The sequence below is a fragment of the Bacillus sp. SN1 genome, assembly GCF_002796895.1.
Classification (GTDB): Bacteria; Bacillota; Bacilli; order Bacillales; family Bacillaceae; genus Bacillus; species Bacillus inaquosorum.
Map to the genome: position 1 here is coordinate 437860 of NZ_PHIE01000004.1, position 20192 is coordinate 458051.

Annotated in this window: 19 protein-coding genes and 1 pseudogene; 12 read left to right on the top strand and 8 right to left on the bottom strand. The window is 43.7% G+C overall.

Features of this window, described 5'->3' with window-relative positions; genetic code table 11:
• Positions 1-54: 54 nt before the first annotated feature.
• Together CVV77_RS16375 and CVV77_RS16380 are read left to right on the top strand one after the other, a co-directional pair.
• Positions 55-1398, top strand: coding sequence for a sugar porter family MFS transporter (locus tag CVV77_RS16375; protein WP_100275917.1), 1344 nt, complete (start codon positions 55-57; stop codon positions 1396-1398).
• 15 nt (positions 1399-1413) lie between these two features.
• Complete coding sequence (locus CVV77_RS16380; RefSeq protein WP_100275918.1) at positions 1414-2235, top strand: sugar phosphate isomerase/epimerase family protein; 822 nt, start codon at positions 1414-1416, stop codon at positions 2233-2235.
• Between the two features lie 46 nt (positions 2236-2281).
• On the opposite strand, the pseudogene CVV77_RS22520 reads toward CVV77_RS16380, so the two are convergent.
• The 4 genes and pseudogenes from CVV77_RS22520 to dinB form a co-directional block, all read right to left on the bottom strand.
• Positions 2282-2473, bottom strand: a pseudogene (locus tag CVV77_RS22520) (Hsp20/alpha crystallin family protein); the annotation flags it as partial.
• Between the two features lie 105 nt (positions 2474-2578).
• Positions 2579-4204 carry an ABC-F type ribosomal protection protein VmlR gene (gene vmlR / locus CVV77_RS16390; RefSeq protein ID WP_100275920.1) on the bottom strand — a complete coding sequence of 542 codons (1626 nt, stop codon included), beginning with the start codon at positions 4202-4204 and terminating at the stop codon, positions 2579-2581.
• Positions 4205-4526: 322 nt separating this feature from the next.
• Positions 4527-5903, bottom strand: a complete 1377-nt coding sequence (locus CVV77_RS16395) for an amino acid permease (protein WP_100275921.1) — start codon at positions 5901-5903, stop codon at positions 4527-4529.
• Between the two features lie 174 nt (positions 5904-6077).
• Positions 6078-6596, bottom strand: coding sequence for a damage-inducible protein DinB (gene dinB, locus CVV77_RS16400; RefSeq protein WP_100275922.1), 519 nt, complete (start codon positions 6594-6596; stop codon positions 6078-6080).
• A gap of 165 nt (positions 6597-6761) precedes the next feature.
• Here dinB and CVV77_RS16405 point away from each other — a divergent pair, with 165 nt between their 5' ends.
• The 4 genes from CVV77_RS16405 (at position 6762) to CVV77_RS16420 (ending at position 11376) form a co-directional block, all read left to right on the top strand.
• Positions 6762-7220 carry a MarR family transcriptional regulator gene (locus tag CVV77_RS16405; RefSeq protein WP_029316777.1) on the top strand — a complete coding sequence of 153 codons (459 nt, stop codon included), beginning with the start codon at positions 6762-6764 and terminating at the stop codon, positions 7218-7220.
• Positions 7217-9874 (top strand): MMPL family transporter, encoded by a 2658-nt coding sequence (locus tag CVV77_RS16410; RefSeq protein ID WP_100275923.1) that lies wholly within the window; start codon positions 7217-7219, stop codon positions 9872-9874. Before CVV77_RS16405 ends, CVV77_RS16410 begins: the two co-directional genes overlap by 4 nt.
• Before the next feature lie 138 nt (positions 9875-10012).
• Positions 10013-10615 carry a TetR/AcrR family transcriptional regulator gene (locus CVV77_RS16415; protein ID WP_100275924.1) on the top strand — a complete coding sequence of 201 codons (603 nt, stop codon included), beginning with the start codon at positions 10013-10015 and terminating at the stop codon, positions 10613-10615.
• Positions 10616-10635: 20 nt separating this feature from the next.
• On the top strand, positions 10636-11376 hold the full coding sequence (locus tag CVV77_RS16420; protein ID WP_100275925.1) for an SDR family oxidoreductase: 741 nt from the start codon (positions 10636-10638) through the stop codon (positions 11374-11376).
• Positions 11377-11413: 37 nt separating this feature from the next.
• On the opposite strand, the gene CVV77_RS16425 is transcribed toward CVV77_RS16420, so the two are convergent.
• The 3 genes from CVV77_RS16425 to CVV77_RS16435 all read right to left on the bottom strand — a co-directional run bounded on the left by CVV77_RS16425 (position 11414) and on the right by CVV77_RS16435 (position 13195).
• On the bottom strand, positions 11414-12043 hold the full coding sequence (locus CVV77_RS16425) for a nitroreductase family protein (RefSeq protein WP_003240607.1): 630 nt from the start codon (positions 12041-12043) through the stop codon (positions 11414-11416).
• Between the two features lie 15 nt (positions 12044-12058).
• Positions 12059-12553, bottom strand: a complete 495-nt coding sequence (locus CVV77_RS16430) for a MarR family transcriptional regulator (protein ID WP_080010747.1) — start codon at positions 12551-12553, stop codon at positions 12059-12061.
• An 84-nt stretch (positions 12554-12637) separates the two neighbouring features.
• On the bottom strand, positions 12638-13195 hold the full coding sequence (locus CVV77_RS16435; protein WP_003225384.1) for a helix-turn-helix domain-containing protein: 558 nt from the start codon (positions 13193-13195) through the stop codon (positions 12638-12640).
• Positions 13196-13313: 118 nt separating this feature from the next.
• Between CVV77_RS16435 and CVV77_RS16440 the strand changes: the two genes are divergently transcribed.
• From CVV77_RS16440 to CVV77_RS16450, 3 genes are all read left to right on the top strand, one after another.
• Positions 13314-14039 carry an AzlC family ABC transporter permease gene (locus CVV77_RS16440; protein ID WP_072173547.1) on the top strand — a complete coding sequence of 242 codons (726 nt, stop codon included), beginning with the start codon at positions 13314-13316 and terminating at the stop codon, positions 14037-14039.
• Positions 14036-14359 (top strand): AzlD domain-containing protein, encoded by a 324-nt coding sequence (locus CVV77_RS16445; protein WP_100275926.1) that lies wholly within the window; start codon positions 14036-14038, stop codon positions 14357-14359. The genes CVV77_RS16440 and CVV77_RS16445 overlap by 4 nt, the downstream gene beginning before the upstream one ends.
• Before the next feature lie 194 nt (positions 14360-14553).
• Positions 14554-15762, top strand: coding sequence for an MFS transporter (locus tag CVV77_RS16450; protein ID WP_100275927.1), 1209 nt, complete (start codon positions 14554-14556; stop codon positions 15760-15762).
• Positions 15763-15800: 38 nt separating this feature from the next.
• Here CVV77_RS16450 and CVV77_RS16455 read toward each other — a convergent pair whose 3' ends face one another.
• A complete protein-coding gene (locus CVV77_RS16455; RefSeq protein ID WP_019257618.1) occupies positions 15801-16538 on the bottom strand; it encodes a sulfite exporter TauE/SafE family protein in 738 nt (245 codons plus the stop codon).
• A 232-nt stretch (positions 16539-16770) separates the two neighbouring features.
• Between CVV77_RS16455 and CVV77_RS16460 the strand changes: the two genes are divergently transcribed.
• From CVV77_RS16460 to CVV77_RS16470, 3 genes are all read left to right on the top strand, one after another.
• A complete protein-coding gene (locus CVV77_RS16460; protein WP_019257619.1) occupies positions 16771-17445 on the top strand; it encodes a GntR family transcriptional regulator in 675 nt (224 codons plus the stop codon).
• Between the two features lie 126 nt (positions 17446-17571).
• Positions 17572-18834 carry a glycoside hydrolase family 18 protein gene (locus tag CVV77_RS16465; RefSeq protein ID WP_100275928.1) on the top strand — a complete coding sequence of 421 codons (1263 nt, stop codon included), beginning with the start codon at positions 17572-17574 and terminating at the stop codon, positions 18832-18834.
• Positions 18835-18995: 161 nt separating this feature from the next.
• A complete protein-coding gene (locus CVV77_RS16470) occupies positions 18996-20183 on the top strand; it encodes a macrolide family glycosyltransferase (RefSeq protein ID WP_100275929.1) in 1188 nt (395 codons plus the stop codon).
• Positions 20184-20192 lie beyond the last annotated feature (9 nt).

A 20192-nucleotide genomic window follows, 5' to 3' on the forward strand; every position in this document is an offset into this window, starting at 1 on the left:
ACGAAGGGATCTCCCTTACTTAAACGTTAAATACAATCAGTCGGAGGTGTCTTGATGACATCCAAAAAGGCCTATATCAGTTTTATTTATTTTTTCGGGGCATTAGGAGGTTTGCTGTTCGGGTACGATACGGGTGTAATATCCGGCGCGCTGCTGTTTATTAGAGAAGACATGGAGCTGACTCCATTTTTAGAAGGATTGGTTGTCAGCGGAGTACTGATTGGCGCTTTAGCCGGGGCAGCCTTTTGCGGAAGATTTTCCGACCGCTATGGCAGGAAAAAAACAATCATCTGGCTCGGTGTACTTTTTACAATTGGAGCCATTGGAACAGGCTTAGCTCATAATATCGGAATATTATTACTATTCAGAATAGAATTAGGTGTAGCAGTTGGAGGAGCATCGGCAATTGTTCCTTTGTATCTGTCAGAGATGGCGCCTGCCGCGATCAGAGGCAGAATCGCTTCATTGAATACATTGATGAATTCTTTCGGGATTCTCATGGCGTATATTGTAAACTTTGTTTTTTCATCTTCGGGCAGGTGGGATCTGATGCTCCTATTAGCAGTGATTCCCTCCTTCATTCTCATGGCCGGCATGTTTTTTATGCCTGAAAGCCCGCGGTGGGTGCTGCAGAAAAGAAGTGAGGATGAAGCACGCCATATTTTGCTTCTGACGAGAGATCCGAAAACAATCGATGCTGAGATCCGCAGTATGAAGGAGATCAAGACGGAAGAGCGTGTTTCAATATCAACATTATTATCTCCGGCAATCAGGCCGATCTTATTTATCGGTATTGGGATCGCCATCTTTCAGCAAGTGATAGGCACGAATACGATTATTTATTATACACCGACCATCTTAGAAAATGCGGGATTCGGCGCTGCCAGTGCCATTGCAGGAACCATAGGCATCGGCATTATCAATGTCTTATTTACGATCATTGGCTTGCTGCTGATTGATAGGATAGGCCGAAGAAAGCTCATGCTGATCGGCAATGTCGGAATGTCTTTGGCACTTGGTATTTTGGGTGTCAGTACGCTATTCTTTCATGCACCCGGTTGGCTGCTGTTATCCTGCTTATGCTTGTTTATGGTAGCGTATTCAGCGAGCTGGGGAATGGTCGTTTGGGTTGTGCTGGCTGAAATTTTCCCGTTACAGATCAGGGGGACGGCGCTGGGAATCGCAAGTACCTGTCTGTGGCTGGCGAATATTGCAGTGTCGCTGTCCTTCCCGCTGCTTTTAGATCTGATCGGTACAGGTTCATTATTTCTCATGTACGGTGCCATTGGCGTTCTTGCCTTTCTCTTTGTTTATCAATATGTGCCGGAGACTAAAGGCAAATCATTGGAACAGATTGAAGGAGAAATCATGTCAAAGAATACAGCTTCATCTTTCTAAAAGGGGGATTTCAATATGGGAAGAGAATATGGGTTATGCTTATGGACTTTCGGCAGCATTCCATTTGAACAAAAATGCCGGCTGGCTGCAGAAATCGGAGTAGATGGGGTTGAGGTCGAAGGAGATATTTCGCTGAATCCGAAAGACATTGCCGAAACATTGGCTGCTCATCAAGTAAAGGTTTTATCGGTAACGCCAAGGAATGTGGATATTTCAAGTGCGAATGAAGAAGTTCGGTCAAAGGCTGTACAGTATTTCTTGGATTTACTGGATTGGGCTGCGGATGCAGGCGCCCCCCGTATCTGTCTTCACGGAGATGTCGGTAAAGTGAGAGGGAGCGGTGATGATGCGCGGGATTGGAGTTTATTGGTCGAAGGCGCTAAAAAAATCATGGCCAAAGCGGAGGAATTACAGATTCAGGTCGTATTCGAAGTATTAAACCGGTACGAAAATCATCAAGTGGTCACTTGTAAAGAAGCGTTACAATTCATACGTGATGTCAATAGCCTCAATCTCGAAGTTCTTCTCGATGCGTATCATATGAACATAGAAGAAGCTGATCCTGTGAAGGCCATTAAATTGGCAGGGCAGAAACTCGGAGTCTATCACGTGGCCGATTCAAATCGCCAGGCGATCGGAAACGGCCATGCGAATCTCAAAGAGCAAATCGAAGCGCTCAATTTTATCGGTTATAAAGGCCCGATTATTATGGAGATGGTGGCGGCTGGACCGGATCCGTTTACTCCGATTAAAGGAAATGCCTATTTGGAAGTAGTGGCAGGGTATTATAAGTCATCATTAGAGACATTAAGGTCATGGGAAGGCTTGAAAATATAAAGAAAAAAGGACAACGGCTGTTGTCCTTTTTAATAAAAATCAACATATTGCCTTGCGTTAACTTAGGCATTCTGACGACCAGTACTCCATTCGTGTAGGTTGCTTTTACACCTTCGTGAGAAACAGCTGCCGGTAGTGTCACGGTTCTGTGGAAGCTGCCCGCGTAACGTTCTTTTCGATCCCGGGAATATCGGAATGTAGCCACCACTTCATTTTCAGTTTGGTGTACATCCACTTTTATGCTGTCTAGAAAGAACCTCCTGTGTGTCTATTTCGTTTTCAGTATTTTTTGCTTTTTTGCGTCCTATATCCATATCAATTTGTTTTAGAGGTCCTCACGGCTTCAATCCAGCTCTTTAATCCGTTTCGTAAGCTCATTGAAAGCCTGATCCAGCTCCTTGTACCCTTTATCATTTGGCGTCATAAAACTGAGCTTTCCCAGTACTTCTTGTCTCTCTGTCTCAAGCTTTAAACGAAGCTCCTCCCGCTCATTTCTTTCTAAAGGAGCGTCATTTAACTGCTTTTCGATGCCGTTGCCCGAGATGACGAGTTTACAGTTTGTTGTTTTTTCAAGAAAGTATCGGTCATGTGAAACCGCCAGCAATGTGCCGCTGTATTGTGACAGTGTTTCTTCCAGCTGTTCGCGTGACGGCAGGTCGAGATGGTTTGTCGGCTCATCTAAAATCAGCACGTCTTTTTCCTCCAGAATATATGCCATCAGCTTGCACTTTACACGCTCACCCATACTCATATGCTTGATCGGCTCCGTCCATTGGGAAGCAGTAAAACCTAAGTGCCTCATCAGACTTTGAACGTGCCCTCTTGTTTTGTATGTTTCATTATCAAATAACTCTTCCGGTGATTGTTCTAAAGGTAAATCAAACACCTCCTGCGTTAAATAGCCGATATTTGCGGACGGCGACACCCATACTCTTCCCTCAGCTGTTTCCTGTCCCAGAATGATTTTCAGTAATGTCGTTTTTCCGCTGCCATTGGGGCCTATGATCGCAACCTTTTCGCCATGCTGAATCGTAAAGTTTGCGTTTGTAAAGAGGGTTCTTTCGCCAAAAGCCTTCGTTATATTTTGAACTTCTAAAAAACGTTTTCCTGTTTTTTTGCTTGTGTCAATTGAAAAGTGTACAGTGTATTCCGGCTTAACGGGTTCCGCCTTTGCTTTTTCCAATTCTTTTTCAAGCCGCTTCTGCTTGGATTTAATCTGGGCATCCGTACGCTTCGCTTTTACACGGTGATATTCTTTAAACCCTTCCTTTTTCGTCGATTGGGCATGGGCTTTTTTCGACCATGAAGCAAGCTCATTCATTTGTGCTTCAATCCGTTCAACCATTTTTTGCTGTTTTTCATATTCACGCTGCTGAGCGAGTCTTTTCTTTTCCCGGAACTTCATATACTCAGAGTAATTCCCTTTGAATTCAATCAGCGTTTGATCTTCGAGCGACCATATTTTTGTGGCAGCTTCGTCTAAAAAGTAGCGATCGTGAGAAACGAGAATCACAGTGCCTCTATAACTTTTCAGCTGTTGAATGAGAAACTGCAAGCTACTTTCATCAAGGTGGTTTGTCGGTTCATCTAACAGTAAAAGATCTGCATCCTCCGACAGTCCTTTTGCCAGCCGCGCTTTCAGTTTTTCACCGCCGCTTAACTGTTGGAAATCACGGACGGGCACACGCCATTTCTCCAATAATTTCTTTTCGGCAGGCGTCTGATCCGCGAAGGAATATGACGCGGTTTCCTGTTCAACCATCGTCATCTTTATATCCTGCCGAAGGATTTGTCCGTGTGCAGGGGCTAAGTCATTGTGAATGAGGTGCAGCAGCGTAGATTTCCCAGCACCGTTTTTGCCGATAATCCCAATGATATCTCCTTGCTGAACACTTGCATTTGCGTTTTTAAAAACAGTCAGATCCTTCACTTCATAGCTGACGTTTGTTAATGTTACGATCTCTTTCATCCATATCCCTCGCTTTAAAGGGAGAATAAAAAAATCCTCCCAAAATGTGTTGGAAGGATTAGCCGCGCCTGTGCATGATCAAATAAGCTATTTTTCACAAATAGCAGTGTCGTATATATAGAAAATGGGCAGACTAATCCTATTTTTTCTGATTTGAAATATTGATTTCAAACGGTAAAAATAAGATTAGTTAATCATTGTCCACCCATCATCCCTTCTTGTTTTGATTACAAATACTATAGCATACCTTCAAATTCGAAAGCAAAGGTCATTTTCATCAAAAAAACTCCTGCTCTCATTTCTGAGGCAGGAGCTGCGAATCTTATTGATGCTTCGCTTTTCTTACTTTATAAATCACAATCAGCAAAATAAACCAAACCGGTGTAACGAATAGCGAAACTCTGGTATCCTCAGCCAATGCCAGCACAACAAGGATAAACGCCAGAAACGCAAGAATCAGGTAATTTGTAAACGGATAAAGCGGAAGCTTAAACTTATTTGTTTTTGCTAGTTCAGGTCTTGTTTTCCGGTATTTCATATGGCAGATGATCGTAATACCCCAAATATAGATAAAGCATAAGGTTGAAATGCTTGTGATCAGGGTGAATACGCCTTCTGGCATGATGTAGTTTAACGTGACACCGATTAAAATCACAATAGCCGAAAAGAACAATGCATTTCTAGGTACTTTACGCGGAGTCAGTTTCGCCATTGATTCAGGCGCATTGTTATCTTTCGCCAGGGAATAGACCATACGGCTTGTACTGAATACAGCGCTGTTGCATGCTGAAGCAGCGGATGTCAATACAACAAAGTTGATAATGCTTGCTGCCCCGACGATGCCCACCGCGACAAATACTTGTACGAATGGGCTCTCGCTAGGATTGATGACATCCCAAGGATAGATGCTCATAATCACAAGAAGAGCACCAATATAGAAAAGCAGCACCCGGACAGGGATATTGTTGATCGCTTTAGGAATTACTTTTTCAGGGTTTTCTGTTTCACCGGCTGTAAGTCCGACCAGCTCAATACCGACAAAGGCAAACACAACCATCTGGAACGAGAGGATAAACCCGTGCATGCCATTCGGGAACATGCCTCCGTGGCTCCAGAGATTTGTGAAACTGGAGACCCCTGAGCTTGTGGAAAAACCTTTGAAGATCATCACAAGGCCAATGACGATCAGGGCCAAAATGGCAATGACTTTAATTAAAGCAAACCAAAATTCTAATTCTCCAAAAAGCTTGACGGTTGCCAGGTTCATAATCAGTAAAATAATCAGAGCGATTAAGCCGGGCACCCATTGCGGCACACCCGGGAGCCAATATTGGGTGTAAAGCCCGACGGCTGTCAGATCAGCCATCGCAATGGAAATCCAGCAGAACCAATATGTCCAGCCGGTGATAAACGCTGCCATATCGCCTAAATAGTCTTGCACAAAATCAACAAAAGAGTGATAGTTCAAATTCGATAACAACAGTTCACCCAGAGATCTCATAATTAAAAAGCAAATGATCCCCGTGATCATGTAAGCAAATAAAATCGACGGTCCAGCAAAATGAATCGATTTTCCAGAGCCGAGAAATAAGCCTGTCCCAATGGCCCCGCCGATGGCGATGAGCTGGATATGCCTGTTTTTCAAGCCTCTCTCCAATTTTTGCTGATTTATATTGTCTTTCCTCATGTCGTCTGTCACTTTGTGTGTTCCTCCATTAAAAAATGTTTATTGAGTCAGCAATATGTTTTTAATGATTATTATAACACTAAAATTTCTATCTTTTTTACTATAAAGGATATATGAAAAGAAATTTTAATGTGATTTGGACTATTTCTCATAAAAAAGCGGCTCCATTTAGGGAGCCGCTTTTTCTTATGCCATTTCTGTTTTTTTCATATACAGGTAGAGCCCGTAATCTGTCGGAGCTGATGCATATCCTGCCTGCCGCAGCATTGCCGTGATATTGCCGCGGTGGTATGTCCCGTGATTGACAACGTGGGGAACCAGTTCAGAAACAGTCGTTTTCATGATTCCGCCAGAGGGGTTTTGAATCTGGAGGGGCTTATTGAGCTGTTCTTTTTGCTGTAAAAATAATGTATAGCGCTCAGATAACGTTAGAAACAGGGCTTCCATTTCCCCCATTTCTTTTGCCTCTGTCTGTTCTTTAAGCTGTTCAGCTAACGCCATAGCATCACTCAAGCTTTTGCCGGAAAACACTTCAATCCAGCCTAAATCAGAAAGATAAACATGAGACAGCACATGGGAGATCGACGGAAACACACTTTGCATGTCTTGGCGATATACCTCTTTTGGAAGCTCTTTTAATCGGCTGAATATTTGCTGATTGGCCCAGACGTTATATTCATACAATTTTAATGAAAAATCTGACATGTTAATTTACCCCTTTCGCGTTTATAACTTCTATTGTACACGAACGGGTGTTCTTTGTGGAGGTTCGTGAATAAAATATGTTGACAGACATAGTTTAGGGGAATAAACTAATTAACATTGATCATAAAGTTTAGAGGGGTAAACTATAATGAGGAGGGGAAGATGTTGAATGAACAAAAGCTATGTCAGGCGATAAACCTGTTTGTGGAAGTCCTGCTTGAAGGGACAGAGTTTGTGCATCGTGAAATCAATCAGGATGTCTTCAAGCATATCTCCAGAGAACAGGCGGACCTGTTAAAAATTTTAAAAGTTAAGGGCCCAACCTCTCCCGGCAGCCTAGCCATGTATCAAAATGTACATAAGAGCGCGATTTCGAACAGACTGAAAAAGCTGCTCGATAAGGGATTGGTTGAATGGGATGACTGTCCGGCCAAGAGTGATAAGCGCTCTAAGCTAATTAACATTACAACCAGCGGTGAAACCATACTAGAAGAATTAGATTCAGCCATCTTTAACGCTCTCAAAGGGCTGATCGATGATATAGATGAGGAACACTTAAATTCCATCATAGAGATATTCACCATTCTAAAAAGCAAATTTAAAGGAGGAGATCCTGCCGAATGAGAGCAATCATCAAATTCAAGTGGGCAATTGCAGCCGTTATATTAGCACTTACCGTCGTATTGAGTTTGTTTTCTCCGAACTTAACGGAGCTGGCCAATCAAAAGGGGCAGGCTCAGCTTCCCGATGATGCCGTTTCAGAAAGAGCAAACACCATTTTAAAGCAAGCGGGAGAAGACAATAATTCGATCAGTGTTGTCTTTACATTAGACCACGCTTTGAAGAAAGAAACAGAGGATCAGCTTCGCACAATGGTCGATAAAATCAAAAAGATCAACGGTGTAGAAGAGGTAACGTCTCCTTTGACAGCTGAAAAAGAAGTTAAAGACCAATTAATTTCAAAAGATAAGAAAACCGTCCTCATTCCTGTCACGATTACAGGTTCTGATAAAAAGGCGGAAAAAATCGCGGATGACATTTATAAAATCGTTCCTGATGATTTGACCGCATATATTACGGGAGCTTCTCTCATCAATCAGGATTTCGCTCATAGCTCAGAGGAAGGGCTCAAGAAAACGGAAGTAATCACCGTCTGCTTGATCATCGGTTTACTGCTGATCGTTTTCCGATCTGTTGTGACGCCTTTTATCCCGATTGTGATTGTCGGTTTCTCTTATCTGATCAGTCAATCCATTTTGGGGATCCTTGTGTACAATGTTGATTTTCCTATCTCAACGTTTACGCAAACCTTCTTAGTCGCCATCCTGTTCGGTATCGGAACAGATTACTGCATTCTGCTTCTTACCCGATTCCGTGAAGAATTGGCAAACGGGCATGACAAAAAAGAAGCGGCGCTTATCGCTTACCGTACAGGAGGAAAAACCTTATTTATCAGCGGATTTGCGGTATTGATCGGATTTTCCGCCTTAGGATTTGCGAAGTTTGCGATTTTCCAATCTGCAGTAGGAGTCGCAGTCGGAGTTGGAATCTTAATGATCATCCTCTACACACTGCTGCCATTATTTATGGTGACGCTGGGTGAAAAATTATTCTGGCCTTCTAAGAAAGTGCTGTCTCACAGTGACAATAAATTATGGGCGTTTCTCGGGAGACATTCCGTTGTGCGTCCGTTTCTGTTCATTGTCATCACGGTAATTATCACGCTTCCGTTCATTCTGACCTATGATGACCAGATTTCATTTGATTCGACTGCGGAAATCAGCAGCGATTATCAATCAATCAAAGCTCTCGAGGCCATCAAGGACGGATTCGGTGAAGGGAAAGCGTTCCCGATCAATGTTGTCGTGAAAGGAGACAAAGATCTCACAACAGCTGATACAATCCCTTATCTCGGAAATATCAGCAAAGCGATTGAGAAAGTCGATCATGTTGACTCTGTCATGACCATCACGCAGCCGACTGGTGAAAAAATCAAAGATTTATATATTGATAAACAGCTAGGCTCGGTTTCAGACGGGCTCGATAAGACGGTAAAAGGAATTGCCGATGTCCAAAGAGGTTTAACGGATATAGAAAACGGACTCAATCAAATGGCGGGGCAAACCGGCTCAGCCTCAAATATCAGCTCCGGCGGTTCACTGGGCGATGCGGCAGACGGCTTAGGCAAAATCAATCAGCAGCTGCAGCTTGTGAGCAAACGGATTTCCCAAACCGGCAACACCGCACAGACCGTACAGCAGCTTACGGCAATCAGCGGACAGCTTGGTCAGATTCAAACTGGTCTTGAACAAGCAAATCAGCAGCTCTCAGGCCAGCAGGCACAAGCCGGAACGCTGGCGGAAAGCCTGAAGAAGCTTGCCGAAGGCGTCAAGAGCGCAAATGATGGCCTGACGAAAATCACTGACGGCATAACAGCTTCCAGTGATATGTTAGAGGATATGAGTAAAAGCTCAACCGTAAGGGATACAGGGATATTCATTCCTGATCAAGTGATGAAAGATAAAGACTTTAAGAAGTCAATTGACCAATATTCCTTTGCAGACGGCAAAGGCGTGCAATTAAGCGTCGTCTTGGATTCCAATCCTTATTCAGAACAAGCCATTACGACAATCAACCAAATCAAAAAAGCTGCAGCAAACGAAGTTGACGGCACTCCTCTCGAGGATGCACAGATTGTATACGGCGGGGTCACGAGTATGAATGCGGACTTAAAAGAGCTGTCTACAACGGACTTCTCCAGAACAATGGTGATCATGATTATTGGCCTGTTTATCGTGTTAACCATTTTGTTCCGCTCAATGATTATGCCGATCTATATGATCGCGTCACTGCTGCTCACGTACTATACGTCGATATCCATAACAGAATTGATTTTTGTAAACGGCTTAGGAAACGCCGGCGTCAGCTGGGCAGTACCGTTCTTCAGCTTTGTGATCTTGATCGCGTTAGGGGTAGATTATTCGATCTTCTTGCTGGACCGATTTAAGGAAGAGGTGCATATGGGCATTGAGCAAGGTGTTATCAGATCAATGAGCAAAATGGGATCCGTCATTATTACAGCGGCCATTATTTTGGCCGGAACGTTCGCGGCGATGATGCCTTCAGGCGTCAATACGCTGATGCAGGTGGCAAGTGTCATCATTATCGGGCTCTTGCTTTACGGTCTTGTCATCCTTCCGCTCTTCATTCCGGCAATCATCGCAACCTTTGGCGAAGGCAACTGGTGGCCGTTCGGCAGGAAGAAAACAAAAGAATAACCAAGAGAAGAGTGATGAATAGTTCATCACTCTTTTTTTCATGACAAATGACAAAAATAAATATTTGTCATTTGTTTGCGGTTTTGCTAAGATGTCCTCAAGGAGGTGTCTTATGCGGCCCTGAAAAGCCGCAGCACTATGAACAGATCTTCAGAAGGTGACGTGTTAACCAAAAAACAAATACTGATAGCGACAGAAGAAACACTAAGGCGTTTTGGTGTCGTCAAAACATCAATCACAGATGTAGCGAAAGCATTACATGTAAGCCATGGAACGATCTACCGCCATTTCAAAAGCAAAAAAGAGATTCTGGAAGCGGCGACTGAAATGTGGCTGAATGAAAAGATCAGCGTGCCTCTTACCGCTGTATATGAGGATTCTTCTCTAAAAGGTGCTGCGCATGTAAAAGCTTATATCAAGAAATTGGTTGATCTAAAGCGGTATTATGCTTCAGAAGATGAAGAATTATTTGCCATGTATGCGAAAGTAACGGGTGAATGCTCTGAGATGGTCAATAAAAGCATTGTTCATATGGTCAAGCAATTGAGTGTTCTTTTGAATGACTGTGACACGAAATCAAATGATCATGAGGAACTGGCACGAGGCATTTTTTACGCTACAGAACGTTTTCATCATCCCGCTCATGCGTACGAGTGGAAAAAAGATACGATTGAAGAGGAATTTGAAAGTGTTTGGTCATTGCTTGAAAATGGTTTTTTGGCTTTTACTGAAAAATCGTAATCAATCGGAGGGTGACATACATGGAACGGGTAAAAGGAAAAACAGCGATTGTAACTGGAGCTTCAAGGGGAATCGGTCGTGCAATTGCCGAACAGCTGGCTGATCTCGGCATCAAAGTAGCAGTCAATTATTCAAGCAGCCCGGAAAAAGCGGAAGAGGTTGTGGAAGGCATCAAGAAAAAGGGCGGAGAAGCTGTAGCCATCCAAGCCGATCTCAGCCGGGTAGCCGGCGTCGAGTCGTTATTTACAAAAACCATCGAGGCCTTTGGAAAAGTAGATATTCTCATCAACAATGCGGGTGTCAATATTTATCAGCCAATCGAAAAAGTAACAGAGGAAGACTTCGACAAGCAGTTTAATCTCAATGTAAAAGGAACGTTTTTCGCCTGCCAGCAAGCGATGAAATACATGGAGGAGAAGGGGAGAATCATCAACTTCTCGACATCCGTCGTCGGTCAAATGTTTCCGACGTACAGCGTGTATGCAGGAACAAAAGGTGCTGTTGAGCAATTCACCCGCCAGCTTGCAAAAGAATTAGCAGTAAAGCAAATCACCATTAACGCAGTTGCGCCGGGGCCGGTGAACACTGAGCTGTTCACTGTAGGCAAAACCGAGCAGCAAATTGAAGGTTTGAAAAAGACCATCGCACTCGGCCGTATTGGTGAACCCGAAGATATTGCAAATGTCATCGAGTTCCTTGTAAGTGAAAAATCACAATGGATCACAGGCCAGACGATCCGCGTGAACGGCGGCTTTATTTAAAACAAAGAGCCCGGAAAATATTCCTGAGCTCTTTGTTTTATTTCCATTCTGCAATTGTATCAATCGGCAGACGGTAGGAAGCATAGCCTTCGTCTGCTGCTTTTCCGATAGAAAGAAGCATAACCGGTACATAACGTTCTTTATCTAATCCAAAGGTTTCCGCGATGTTTTCTTTATCGTATCCGCCGATCGGGTTTGTATCGTAGCCGTGTGCGCGTGCAGTCAGCATTAGCTGCATCGAAACGAGGCCTCCATCAATCAGAATCGTTTCGCGGTTCACCTGTGCAGGAAGCTTTTCAAAATGAGCGGTCAGCGCAGCGATTTGTCTGTCTTTGACCTCCTGCGGCATGTAACCGAGTTCCACAGCTTTTGAATAGATTTCTTCTAAGTAGTCTGCATTGTTCATGTCTGCAAATACAGCAATGACAGCAGATGATGTTGTGACTTGTGTTTGGTTAAAGCTTGCAAGCGGTGCGAGCTTTTCTTTTCCTTCCGGGCTGTCAATGACGAGAAAACGCCATGGCTGCGCGTTAACAGAAGATGGCGCAGTTGTTGCTTCCTCTAAGATTTCTGTCATCTCTTCTTTAGTGATTTTTACTGTCGGATCATAGTTGCGAATGGAACGGCGTCCTTTCATAATCTCCATAAAATCATTTGTTTTGATCATGTTGATACACTCCTCTTATGCTTCAATATTGTCTATGTTGTTCCGCATGCGCGCCAGCACATCAATGAGCAGGCGGCGCTCTTCTGTACTTACATTTGCGAGCATTTCCTTCATGAAACGCTCCTTTTCTTTCTTAGAAGACTCGATTCGCTCTCTTCCTTGGTCTGTTAACCGAACAAGGGTGATGCGATTGTCCTCAGGCTTGCGCCGTCTTGATACCATGCCTTTGGCTTCCAGCTGTTTTAGGTGTCTAGTGACGGCTGCGCTATCTATATTTACTTTCTTTTGAAGGTCGCTTTGACTGATCTCATCTGCATGATAAAGCAATGTCAGCAATTCCAAACGAGATTGGCTGATGCCCGTGCATGCCTCGAACTTCATGCCAATCACCTTGTTCACGCCTTGCAGCTGATATAAAATCTCGGCTTCCTCTGAACAAAATGATGCCAAAACCCATCCCTTCTTTCTTGTCAAAACTATTAATTGATATATCAATGATTGACACGTCAATTAATATACAACGAATGATTTCATCTTGCAAGCCATTTGCACATATGAAAAACCTCCCAGCGATTTAAGCTGAGAGGTTGTATGTCACCCTTGCGGCTCAGGATAAAACATCAGCAGAAAAAAACTGGCCGTTTCTTCAGATGAATTGATGTAGCTGTGCGGGGTTGACCCTGTAAACTGCAAGGCGTCTCCGGAAGCGAGCATATGCTCCTGACCCTGCAGAATGACTGTTAATTCGCCTTCTTTAATTAAAATATATTCTTCTCCTAAATGTGTTTTTGCTTCATGTATACATCCAGGTTTCAGATCAACAACGTAAATTTCAAACTTTGTTTCAGGATTGTAGGGGAAAAAAGGGTAGACGCTGTAGTTTTCTTCATTATCTGTAACAGGTTCGATATCCTGCAGGTTGATTTTTCTAACTTTTGGTTTGTCTTCTTTTAGAAATACAGAAAAGGATACTTGAAGCCCGTTTGCGATCTTCCATAGCGTGGTGACAGTCGGGGTTGATTTCCCTTTTTCGATTTGTCCGAGCATCGCTTTGCTGACACCCGTTAATTCAGAAACTTGATCAAGGGTCAGGTTTCTGTTTTTTCTAAGTTTGACTAGATTCATTGCGATAATGGCTTGGATATCATCCATACATGTATCTCCTTACGTCCATATTCGCTTTATTATAACATATGGAAGTCTGTTATCACATTCTGTTGTCAGTTATAACATACGTGTGTATAATATGTTAAACGAGGAGGAGAACAGAATGATATCTGAAAAAGAAATGACTCATGCAAAAACTGACGAGCCAACATTCCTGCAGGGATTTCAAGATTGTGTTCCGACGCTGGTCGGTTACATCAGTGTAGGCTTGGCTCTCGGAATCGTGGGGGTTGCGTCGCATTTAAGCGTAATGGAAATTGTGTTAATGTCAGGATTGGTTTTTGCAGGCGGCGCCCAGTTCATTATGTGTGCGTTGTTAGCGGCGAACAGCCCAATGTCAGCCATTATTCTGACAACGTTTATTGTGAATTTGCGGAATTTTCTACTAAGTGCCGCGCTTGCTCCTCATTTTTCAAAGTATTCACTGGCGAAAAATGTAGGGATCGGCATGATGGTAACAGATGAATCGTTCGGTGTTGCTTCAAATAAGATTGTTAAAAAAGAGCCGATTAACGACCGCTGGATGTTCGGTTTAAATCTTACTGCGTATGCATGCTGGGTGCTTTCCTGTGTGGCAGGTGCTGTTTTTGGCAAGTGGATTACCGATCCGGAATCGTTCGGACTTGATTTTGCGGTGACGGCTATGTTTTTAGCGCTGCTGGTTCTTCAACTGGAACATGTTGTGCCGGCGAAGCTTACACATTATGTATCTCTCATTATCTATATGGTGATTGCCATGGTTGTTTTTTCTTTCTTTATGCCGTCTCATCTTGCTGTCATCATATCAACGGTCATCGTAGCAACAATCGGGGTGGTGACTGATAAATGAGTGTCAATACATACATCTTGATGGTGATTATCGGCTGTGCGCTGGTCACGATGATTCCCCGCGTCATTCCCTTTTTAGTTGTTCGGAATATCACTTTGCCGGAGCCCGTGCTCAAGTGGCTATCCTATGTACCGGTGTGTATATTGACAGCACTTGTCGTAAAGGATTGTATGATTCAGTCAAATGATTCTCTTCAATTGAATTGGCCTGTAGCCGTCATCCTGATCCCGACTCTCTTGATTGCGATGAAAACGAAAAGTTTATCCATTACTGTGATCAGCGGTGTTCTTCTTATGGCGGGTTTGCGGTTATGGGTATAGAACAGAGCTATATCGGAACTCAAAAGATCAGGACAGCAGATCCTGATCTTTTTGTGTCTTTCGTTCAAGCTTTAAGCGGCTTTCACAGACTGAAAGTTATGATACAATATACAAATGTTTTACAGCTTCAATCCATCGTTGGAGTTGACATCCATTTTATATAAGGGACTAGGTTGAAGGGAAGGTTTGATAACATGCTGCACAATCCAACTGGAAAAGAACGCTTGGCATTGGCGTTTCTGCTCGGCATGCTTGCTATATTGGGCCCGCTTAATATAGATATGTATTTGCCGAGTTTTCCTGAAATCGCGGATGATTTATCAGCAAGTGCTTCACTTGTACAGTTAAGTTTAACAGCCTGCCTGGTCGGGCTTACCATCGGCCAGCTGATTGTCGGGCCGGTCAGTGATGCGCAGGGAAGACGGAAACCGCTATTAATCTGTATATTTTTATTTGCATTATCTTCTCTGTTTTGTGCGCTATCGCCCAACATTACAACATTAGTGGCTGCGCGTTTTTTACAGGGGTTTACCGCTTCCGCAGGGCTTGTGCTGTCTCGGGCCATCGTTCGCGATGTATTTACAGGCAGAGAGCTTTCTAAATTTTTCTCGCTGTTAATGGTCATTACAGCTGTTGCGCCAATGGTTGCGCCTATGACAGGCGGTGCCATTTTGCTTTTGCCATTTGCTACGTGGCATACGATTTTTCATGTGTTAACGATTATCGGATTTTTACTTGTTCTTCTGATTGCATTGAGATTAAAAGAAACGCTGCCGCCAGAAAAACGGATTCCAAGCTCAATCGGCACATCTGTTAAAACGATGGGCAGCCTGCTGAAGGATCGATCCTTTATGGGGTACGCGTTAACTGTCGGATTTATTCACGGGGGAAGCTTTGCTTATGTATCTGGTACACCATTTGTATACCAGGATATCTATGGGGTGTCTCCGCAGGTGTTTAGCATTCTTTTCGGCATTAACGGCCTGGCAATTATATCGGGCAGTTTTATTATCGGGCGCTTTGGCGGAATCATTCATGAAAAGAGCCTGCTTCGCATGGCGGTCATTACGGCTATGATTGCGACTGCTGTGCTTTTGACCATGACCATGATCCACGGCCCTCTTGCCACATTAGTCATATCCATTTTCATTTACATGATTACAATCGGCATGGTTCTGACCAGCACGTTTACGCTGGCCATGGAGAAGCAGGGGCATCGTGCCGGAAGTGCAAGTGCGCTGCTAGGAATGCTTCCGCTGCTCCTCGGTTCGATCGTGTCGCCGCTTGTGGGCATTAATGAGACAACAGCCATCCCGATGGGAGCGATCATGTTTGTGACAGCTGTCATCGGCTCGCTGGCGTTTTTTGGATTAACGAAAGAACGAGCAGAGCAGAACCAATAAATAAAAAACCTGACAATATGTCAGGTTTTTTTGTCTTATTAGAATAACAACAGCAGGCCCGCGATCGCCGGGGTCAAAAAGATGGCCGATTTCAGGACCACCTTTGGCATAAGGTTGGTGAATTTCGCGCCTACATAGGCACCGCACATTGTGCCGACCAGAACCTTGATCAGCAATACATAATCAACAAATCCTTCTGTGATATATCCGATGCCTCCTCCTACCGCGAGAGGGATGATTACAAGCATGGTCGTTCCGACAGAATGGCGGATGGACAGGTTCAGCATAATCATTAAACCGATTTGAATAAAAGGCGCTGACCCGATGCCGAATGTGCCGGAAAGAACGCCGGCTACAATTCCTAAGATGACCGCTCTCGTATACGTTGAAAGAGTGCTTTGATTCACTTGTGCCTTCTCTTTTAAAAGAAACAATCTGATTAAAATGAGAATCGCTGATAAAAATAACATCCCAGCCGTCAAGTAATGAAGCAAATCAGCCGGAATGAAAGATGTCAGCTTGGCGCCGAAAAATGAGCCGACCGCAGCAAAGCAGCCGACTGTTAAGCCGATCTTCATTTGAATGTTCCCTTCACGATAGTGGCTGTACGCCCCTGATAAACTGGTGAAAGCCATCCCGGCGAGGGAAGTGCCTAAAGCCGTATGAATCGGGACGTGGAAGAGAAGAGTTAAAAGTGCAATAACAAAGCCTGCTCCCCCGGCACCAATAAAGCCTAAAATAATACCGAGAAGAAACATAACAAAAATGATGAGCATATTTTTTCCTCCATTGAAAAGATCTAATAAAATAAGTGCGCTATTCTGGCGGAGGTATGGTGTCCTATTGGCGATGAAAACAGTTGCCAGTAGTCCGTCGACCGTCGTTCAGCAAACATATCGTACCTCAAATTCTGAGATCTGACAAGGCAGTTTGTTGCTTCCCTTTACCATCTGTTATATGATTTTGATGAAGAAAAGCCCCTGAATATATTCAAAAGAGGTATTATATATGGACGATTTTAAATTAGACAAGCCGACTCCTTACTACCTGCAATTTTATAACCAGCTGAAAAAAATGATTTTCAACGGGACTTTTAAGCCGGGGGAACGGATAAACGAAACACAGCTGGCGAAAAGCTTTGGCGTCAGCCGCTCTCCGATAAGGGAAGCCATGCGGCTGCTTGAGAAAGACGGGTTGTTAAAAGCAGATGACCGAAATGGATTTTCTATCACGTCGTTAACGGCAAAAGATGTAGATGAGATTTATAAAATCAGAATCCCGCTGGAGCAGCTGGCAGTCGAGTTAGTCATAGACGAAGCGAATGAGGAAGAGCTTGCCATACTTGAAAAACAGCTTGAAGAAACAGAAAAAGCCATTCACAACGGAACGGAAGATACGGAAATTATCAGTTTAAACCAAAAATTTCATGAGCTGCTTGTCGATTTTAGCCATAACAGACATTTGAAAAATTTGCTAGAGCATGTAAATGATCTGATTCACTTTTGCAGAATCCTTAATTATACTGGTGACCACCGTGCAGAAACGATCCTGAGTGAACACCGCAAGATATTTGAAGAAGTAAAAAAGAAAAACAAAGAAGCAGCCAAACAGTATGTGATGGCTCATTTCAATCATGACTGTGAGCATTTGAAGCGTGTGCTTGAAGAAGGAAAAGAGAATTGATATGCGTGATCCGGAACCAAGGGGGAGCTGACCCCTTGGTATTTTTTATGTGTTCACCAACATATATAAGGAAACCGATTAATAAGATTTTATGATGGATTGACTAACGAATAATGGGGGTTAAACATGTTTATCCATATCGTCGGGCCTGGTGATTCTCTGTTTTCCATAGGCAGAAGATACGGTGCTTCTGTTGATCAAATCCGGGGTGTGAATGGTTTAGATGAAACGAATATAGTGCCGGGGCAGGCTCTCCTTATCCCTCTTTATGTATATACCGTTCAGCCGGGAGACACGCTGACCGCCATTGCGGCAAAAGCGTTTGTTCCACTAGAGCGGCTGCGGACCGCAAACCCGGGCATCAGCCCAAATGCTTTACAGGCAGGAATGAAAATAACGATTCCATCTATCTCAAATTACATTGCGGGTACGTTAAGCTTTTATGTTCTCCGAAGTCCTGAGCTCGACCGGGCGTTAATCAATGATTATGCGCCATACTCGTCTTCGATTTCGATTTTCGAATACCATATTGCACCTAACGGCGACATTGCAAACCAGTTAGATGATGCGGCCGCTATTGAGACAACATGGCAAAGGCGAGTGACACCGCTGGCCACCATAACCAACCTTACATCGGCAGGGTTCAGTACAGAACTCGTTCACCAAGTCCTGAATAATCCGACAGCGAGAACCAACCTGGTCAACAATATTTATTACTTAGTTTCCACAAGGGGTTATGGGGGTGTGACAATCGATTTTGAACAGGTGAGCGCCGCAGATCGGGATCTTTTTACTGGGTTTTTACGTCAGCTGAGAGATCGCCTTCAGGCTGGAGGCTATGTGCTGACGATAGCTGTTCCGGCAAAAACAAGCGATAATATTCCATGGCTGAGAGGCTACGATTACGGAGGGATTGGAGCGGTTGTCAATTATATGTTTATCATGGCTTATGATTGGCATCATGCCGGGAGTGAGCCGGGCCCTGTAGCACCGATTACTGAGATCAGGAGAACCATTGAGTTTGCGATTGCACAGGTGCCGAGCAGAAAAATCATTATCGGAGTCCCGCTCTACGGATACGACTGGATCATCCCCTACCAGCCGGGCACAGTTGCTTCAGCCATTTCAAATCAAAACGCAATCGAAACAGCGATGAGGTACCAAAGCCCGATACAATATTCAACCGAATATCAATCACCTTTTTTCCGGTACAGAGATCAGCAGGGGCGAACGCATGAGGTATGGTTTGAAGATGTCAGGAGCATGAGCCAGAAGATGCTGATCGTCCGCGAATACGGGTTGCAAGCCATAGGCGCTTGGCAGTTAACCTTGGGCTTCACGCCAGGACCGTGGCTTCTGCGGAAATTTTTTACGATCAGAAAGGTATAAAAAAGACACCAAAGCTCGGTGTCTTTTTTGGATTTAAGTCCAGAGCAGCAGAATTGTTCAATCATTTGTCCCTTGCATGGCGATACGTCCCCATTTTACGATTAGTAGTGTAGTCTGATCAAACAAAGTTTCAGAATACGATATGAGAGGGAGTTGTCAAAATGAAGACAGTATTGATTTTAAATTTTCCTGCGGAAGGCCATGTGAATCCTACCTTAGGCATCACAAAAGCGTTTTCCGATAAGGGATATGATGTCCATTATATTTCCACTGAAAAATATAAAAAACGATTAGAAGCGGCGGGAGCAACTGTCCATCTTCACCAGGATCTGCTGCGAACAACACCTATTCATATCGGTTCGCCCAATGGCATTCTTGATTTCTTGAAAATCCATATCAAAACCTCGCTGGACATTTTACATATTGTCAAAGACTTATCTAAAAACATTCAATTTGACTTTGTCTATTATGATAAATTCGGTGCGGGGGAATTGGTTAGGGATTTCTTAGATATTCCAGGGGTCTCTTCATCAGCTTCCTTCCTGTTTGGCGAAGAACATCTGAAAATCCTGCCGCTGCATCCCGAATCTGGTGCGCCGCTTGAATTGGATCAAGAGTGCGAAGATCTTTTAGAAAGAATGAAAGAAACGTACGGTGTTGCCCCGAAAAATCTGGTTCAATTTATGAACAATAAAGGGGAATTAAATGTAGTGTATACAAGCCGTTATTTTCAGCCTGAAAGCGATCGTTTTGGGGATGAATGTTTGTTTATCGGCCCCAGCTTTCCAAAGAGAGCGGAAAAAACAGATTTCCCGATTGAACAGTTAAAAGATGAAAAGGTTATTTATATTTCAATGGGGACTGTTCTGGACAATACGGAGGAATTTTTCAACCTCTGTATTGATGCATTTTCTGGCTTTAACGGAAAAGTCGTTATCGCTGCCGGAGAAAAAGCGGATCTGACCAAATTCAAGCAGGCGCCGGAAAACTTTATCATCGCCCCGTATGTCCCTCAGCTGGAAGTGCTGGAGCAAGCTGATGTCTTCATTACACACGGCGGAATGAACAGCGTAAATGAAGGAATTCATTTCAACGTGCCTCTGGTTGTAATGCCTCATGACAAGGATCAGCCGATGGTGGCGCAGCGCCTTTCTGAACTCCATGCAGGCTATGTCATCTCTAAAGATGAAGTCGATGTACAAAAATTAAAACAGGGCGTAGACGCGGTTTTACATCATGATCAATATACGGAAGGCATTAAAAAAATCAATCAAAGCTTCCAAGAGTGTATGGACATGGACGAAGTGATGGAGCGGATCGATGAATTGATTTGTCAAAAAAACAGATAAAAAAAGAAC

Bases quoted from the DNA above. Each gene is read 5' to 3' on its own strand.
- CVV77_RS16375 (WP_100275917.1), top strand. From the start codon at position 55: ATGACATCCAAAAAGGCCTATATCAGTTTTATTTATTTTTTCGGGGCA.
- dinB (WP_100275922.1), bottom strand. From the start codon at position 6,596: ATGTCAGATTTTTCATTAAAATTGTATGAATATAACGTCTGGGCCAAT.
- CVV77_RS16465 (WP_100275928.1), top strand. From the start codon at position 17,572: ATGTTTATCCATATCGTCGGGCCTGGTGATTCTCTGTTTTCCATAGGC.
- CVV77_RS16445 (WP_100275926.1), top strand. From the start codon at position 14,036: ATGAGTGTCAATACATACATCTTGATGGTGATTATCGGCTGTGCGCTG.
- CVV77_RS16410 (WP_100275923.1), top strand. From the start codon at position 7,217: ATGAGAGCAATCATCAAATTCAAGTGGGCAATTGCAGCCGTTATATTA.
- CVV77_RS16420 (WP_100275925.1), top strand. From the start codon at position 10,636: ATGGAACGGGTAAAAGGAAAAACAGCGATTGTAACTGGAGCTTCAAGG.
- CVV77_RS16415 (WP_100275924.1), top strand. From the start codon at position 10,013: ATGAACAGATCTTCAGAAGGTGACGTGTTAACCAAAAAACAAATACTG.
- CVV77_RS16450 (WP_100275927.1), top strand. From the start codon at position 14,554: ATGCTGCACAATCCAACTGGAAAAGAACGCTTGGCATTGGCGTTTCTG.
- CVV77_RS16435 (WP_003225384.1), bottom strand. From the start codon at position 13,195: ATGGATGATATCCAAGCCATTATCGCAATGAATCTAGTCAAACTTAGA.
- CVV77_RS16380 (WP_100275918.1), top strand. From the start codon at position 1,414: ATGGGAAGAGAATATGGGTTATGCTTATGGACTTTCGGCAGCATTCCA.
- CVV77_RS16440 (WP_072173547.1), top strand. From the start codon at position 13,314: ATGATATCTGAAAAAGAAATGACTCATGCAAAAACTGACGAGCCAACA.
- CVV77_RS16425 (WP_003240607.1), bottom strand. From the start codon at position 12,043: ATGATCAAAACAAATGATTTTATGGAGATTATGAAAGGACGCCGTTCC.
- CVV77_RS16455 (WP_019257618.1), bottom strand. From the start codon at position 16,538: ATGCTCATCATTTTTGTTATGTTTCTTCTCGGTATTATTTTAGGCTTT.
- vmlR (WP_100275920.1), bottom strand. From the start codon at position 4,204: ATGAAAGAGATCGTAACATTAACAAACGTCAGCTATGAAGTGAAGGAT.
- CVV77_RS16470 (WP_100275929.1), top strand. From the start codon at position 18,996: ATGAAGACAGTATTGATTTTAAATTTTCCTGCGGAAGGCCATGTGAAT.
- CVV77_RS16460 (WP_019257619.1), top strand. From the start codon at position 16,771: ATGGACGATTTTAAATTAGACAAGCCGACTCCTTACTACCTGCAATTT.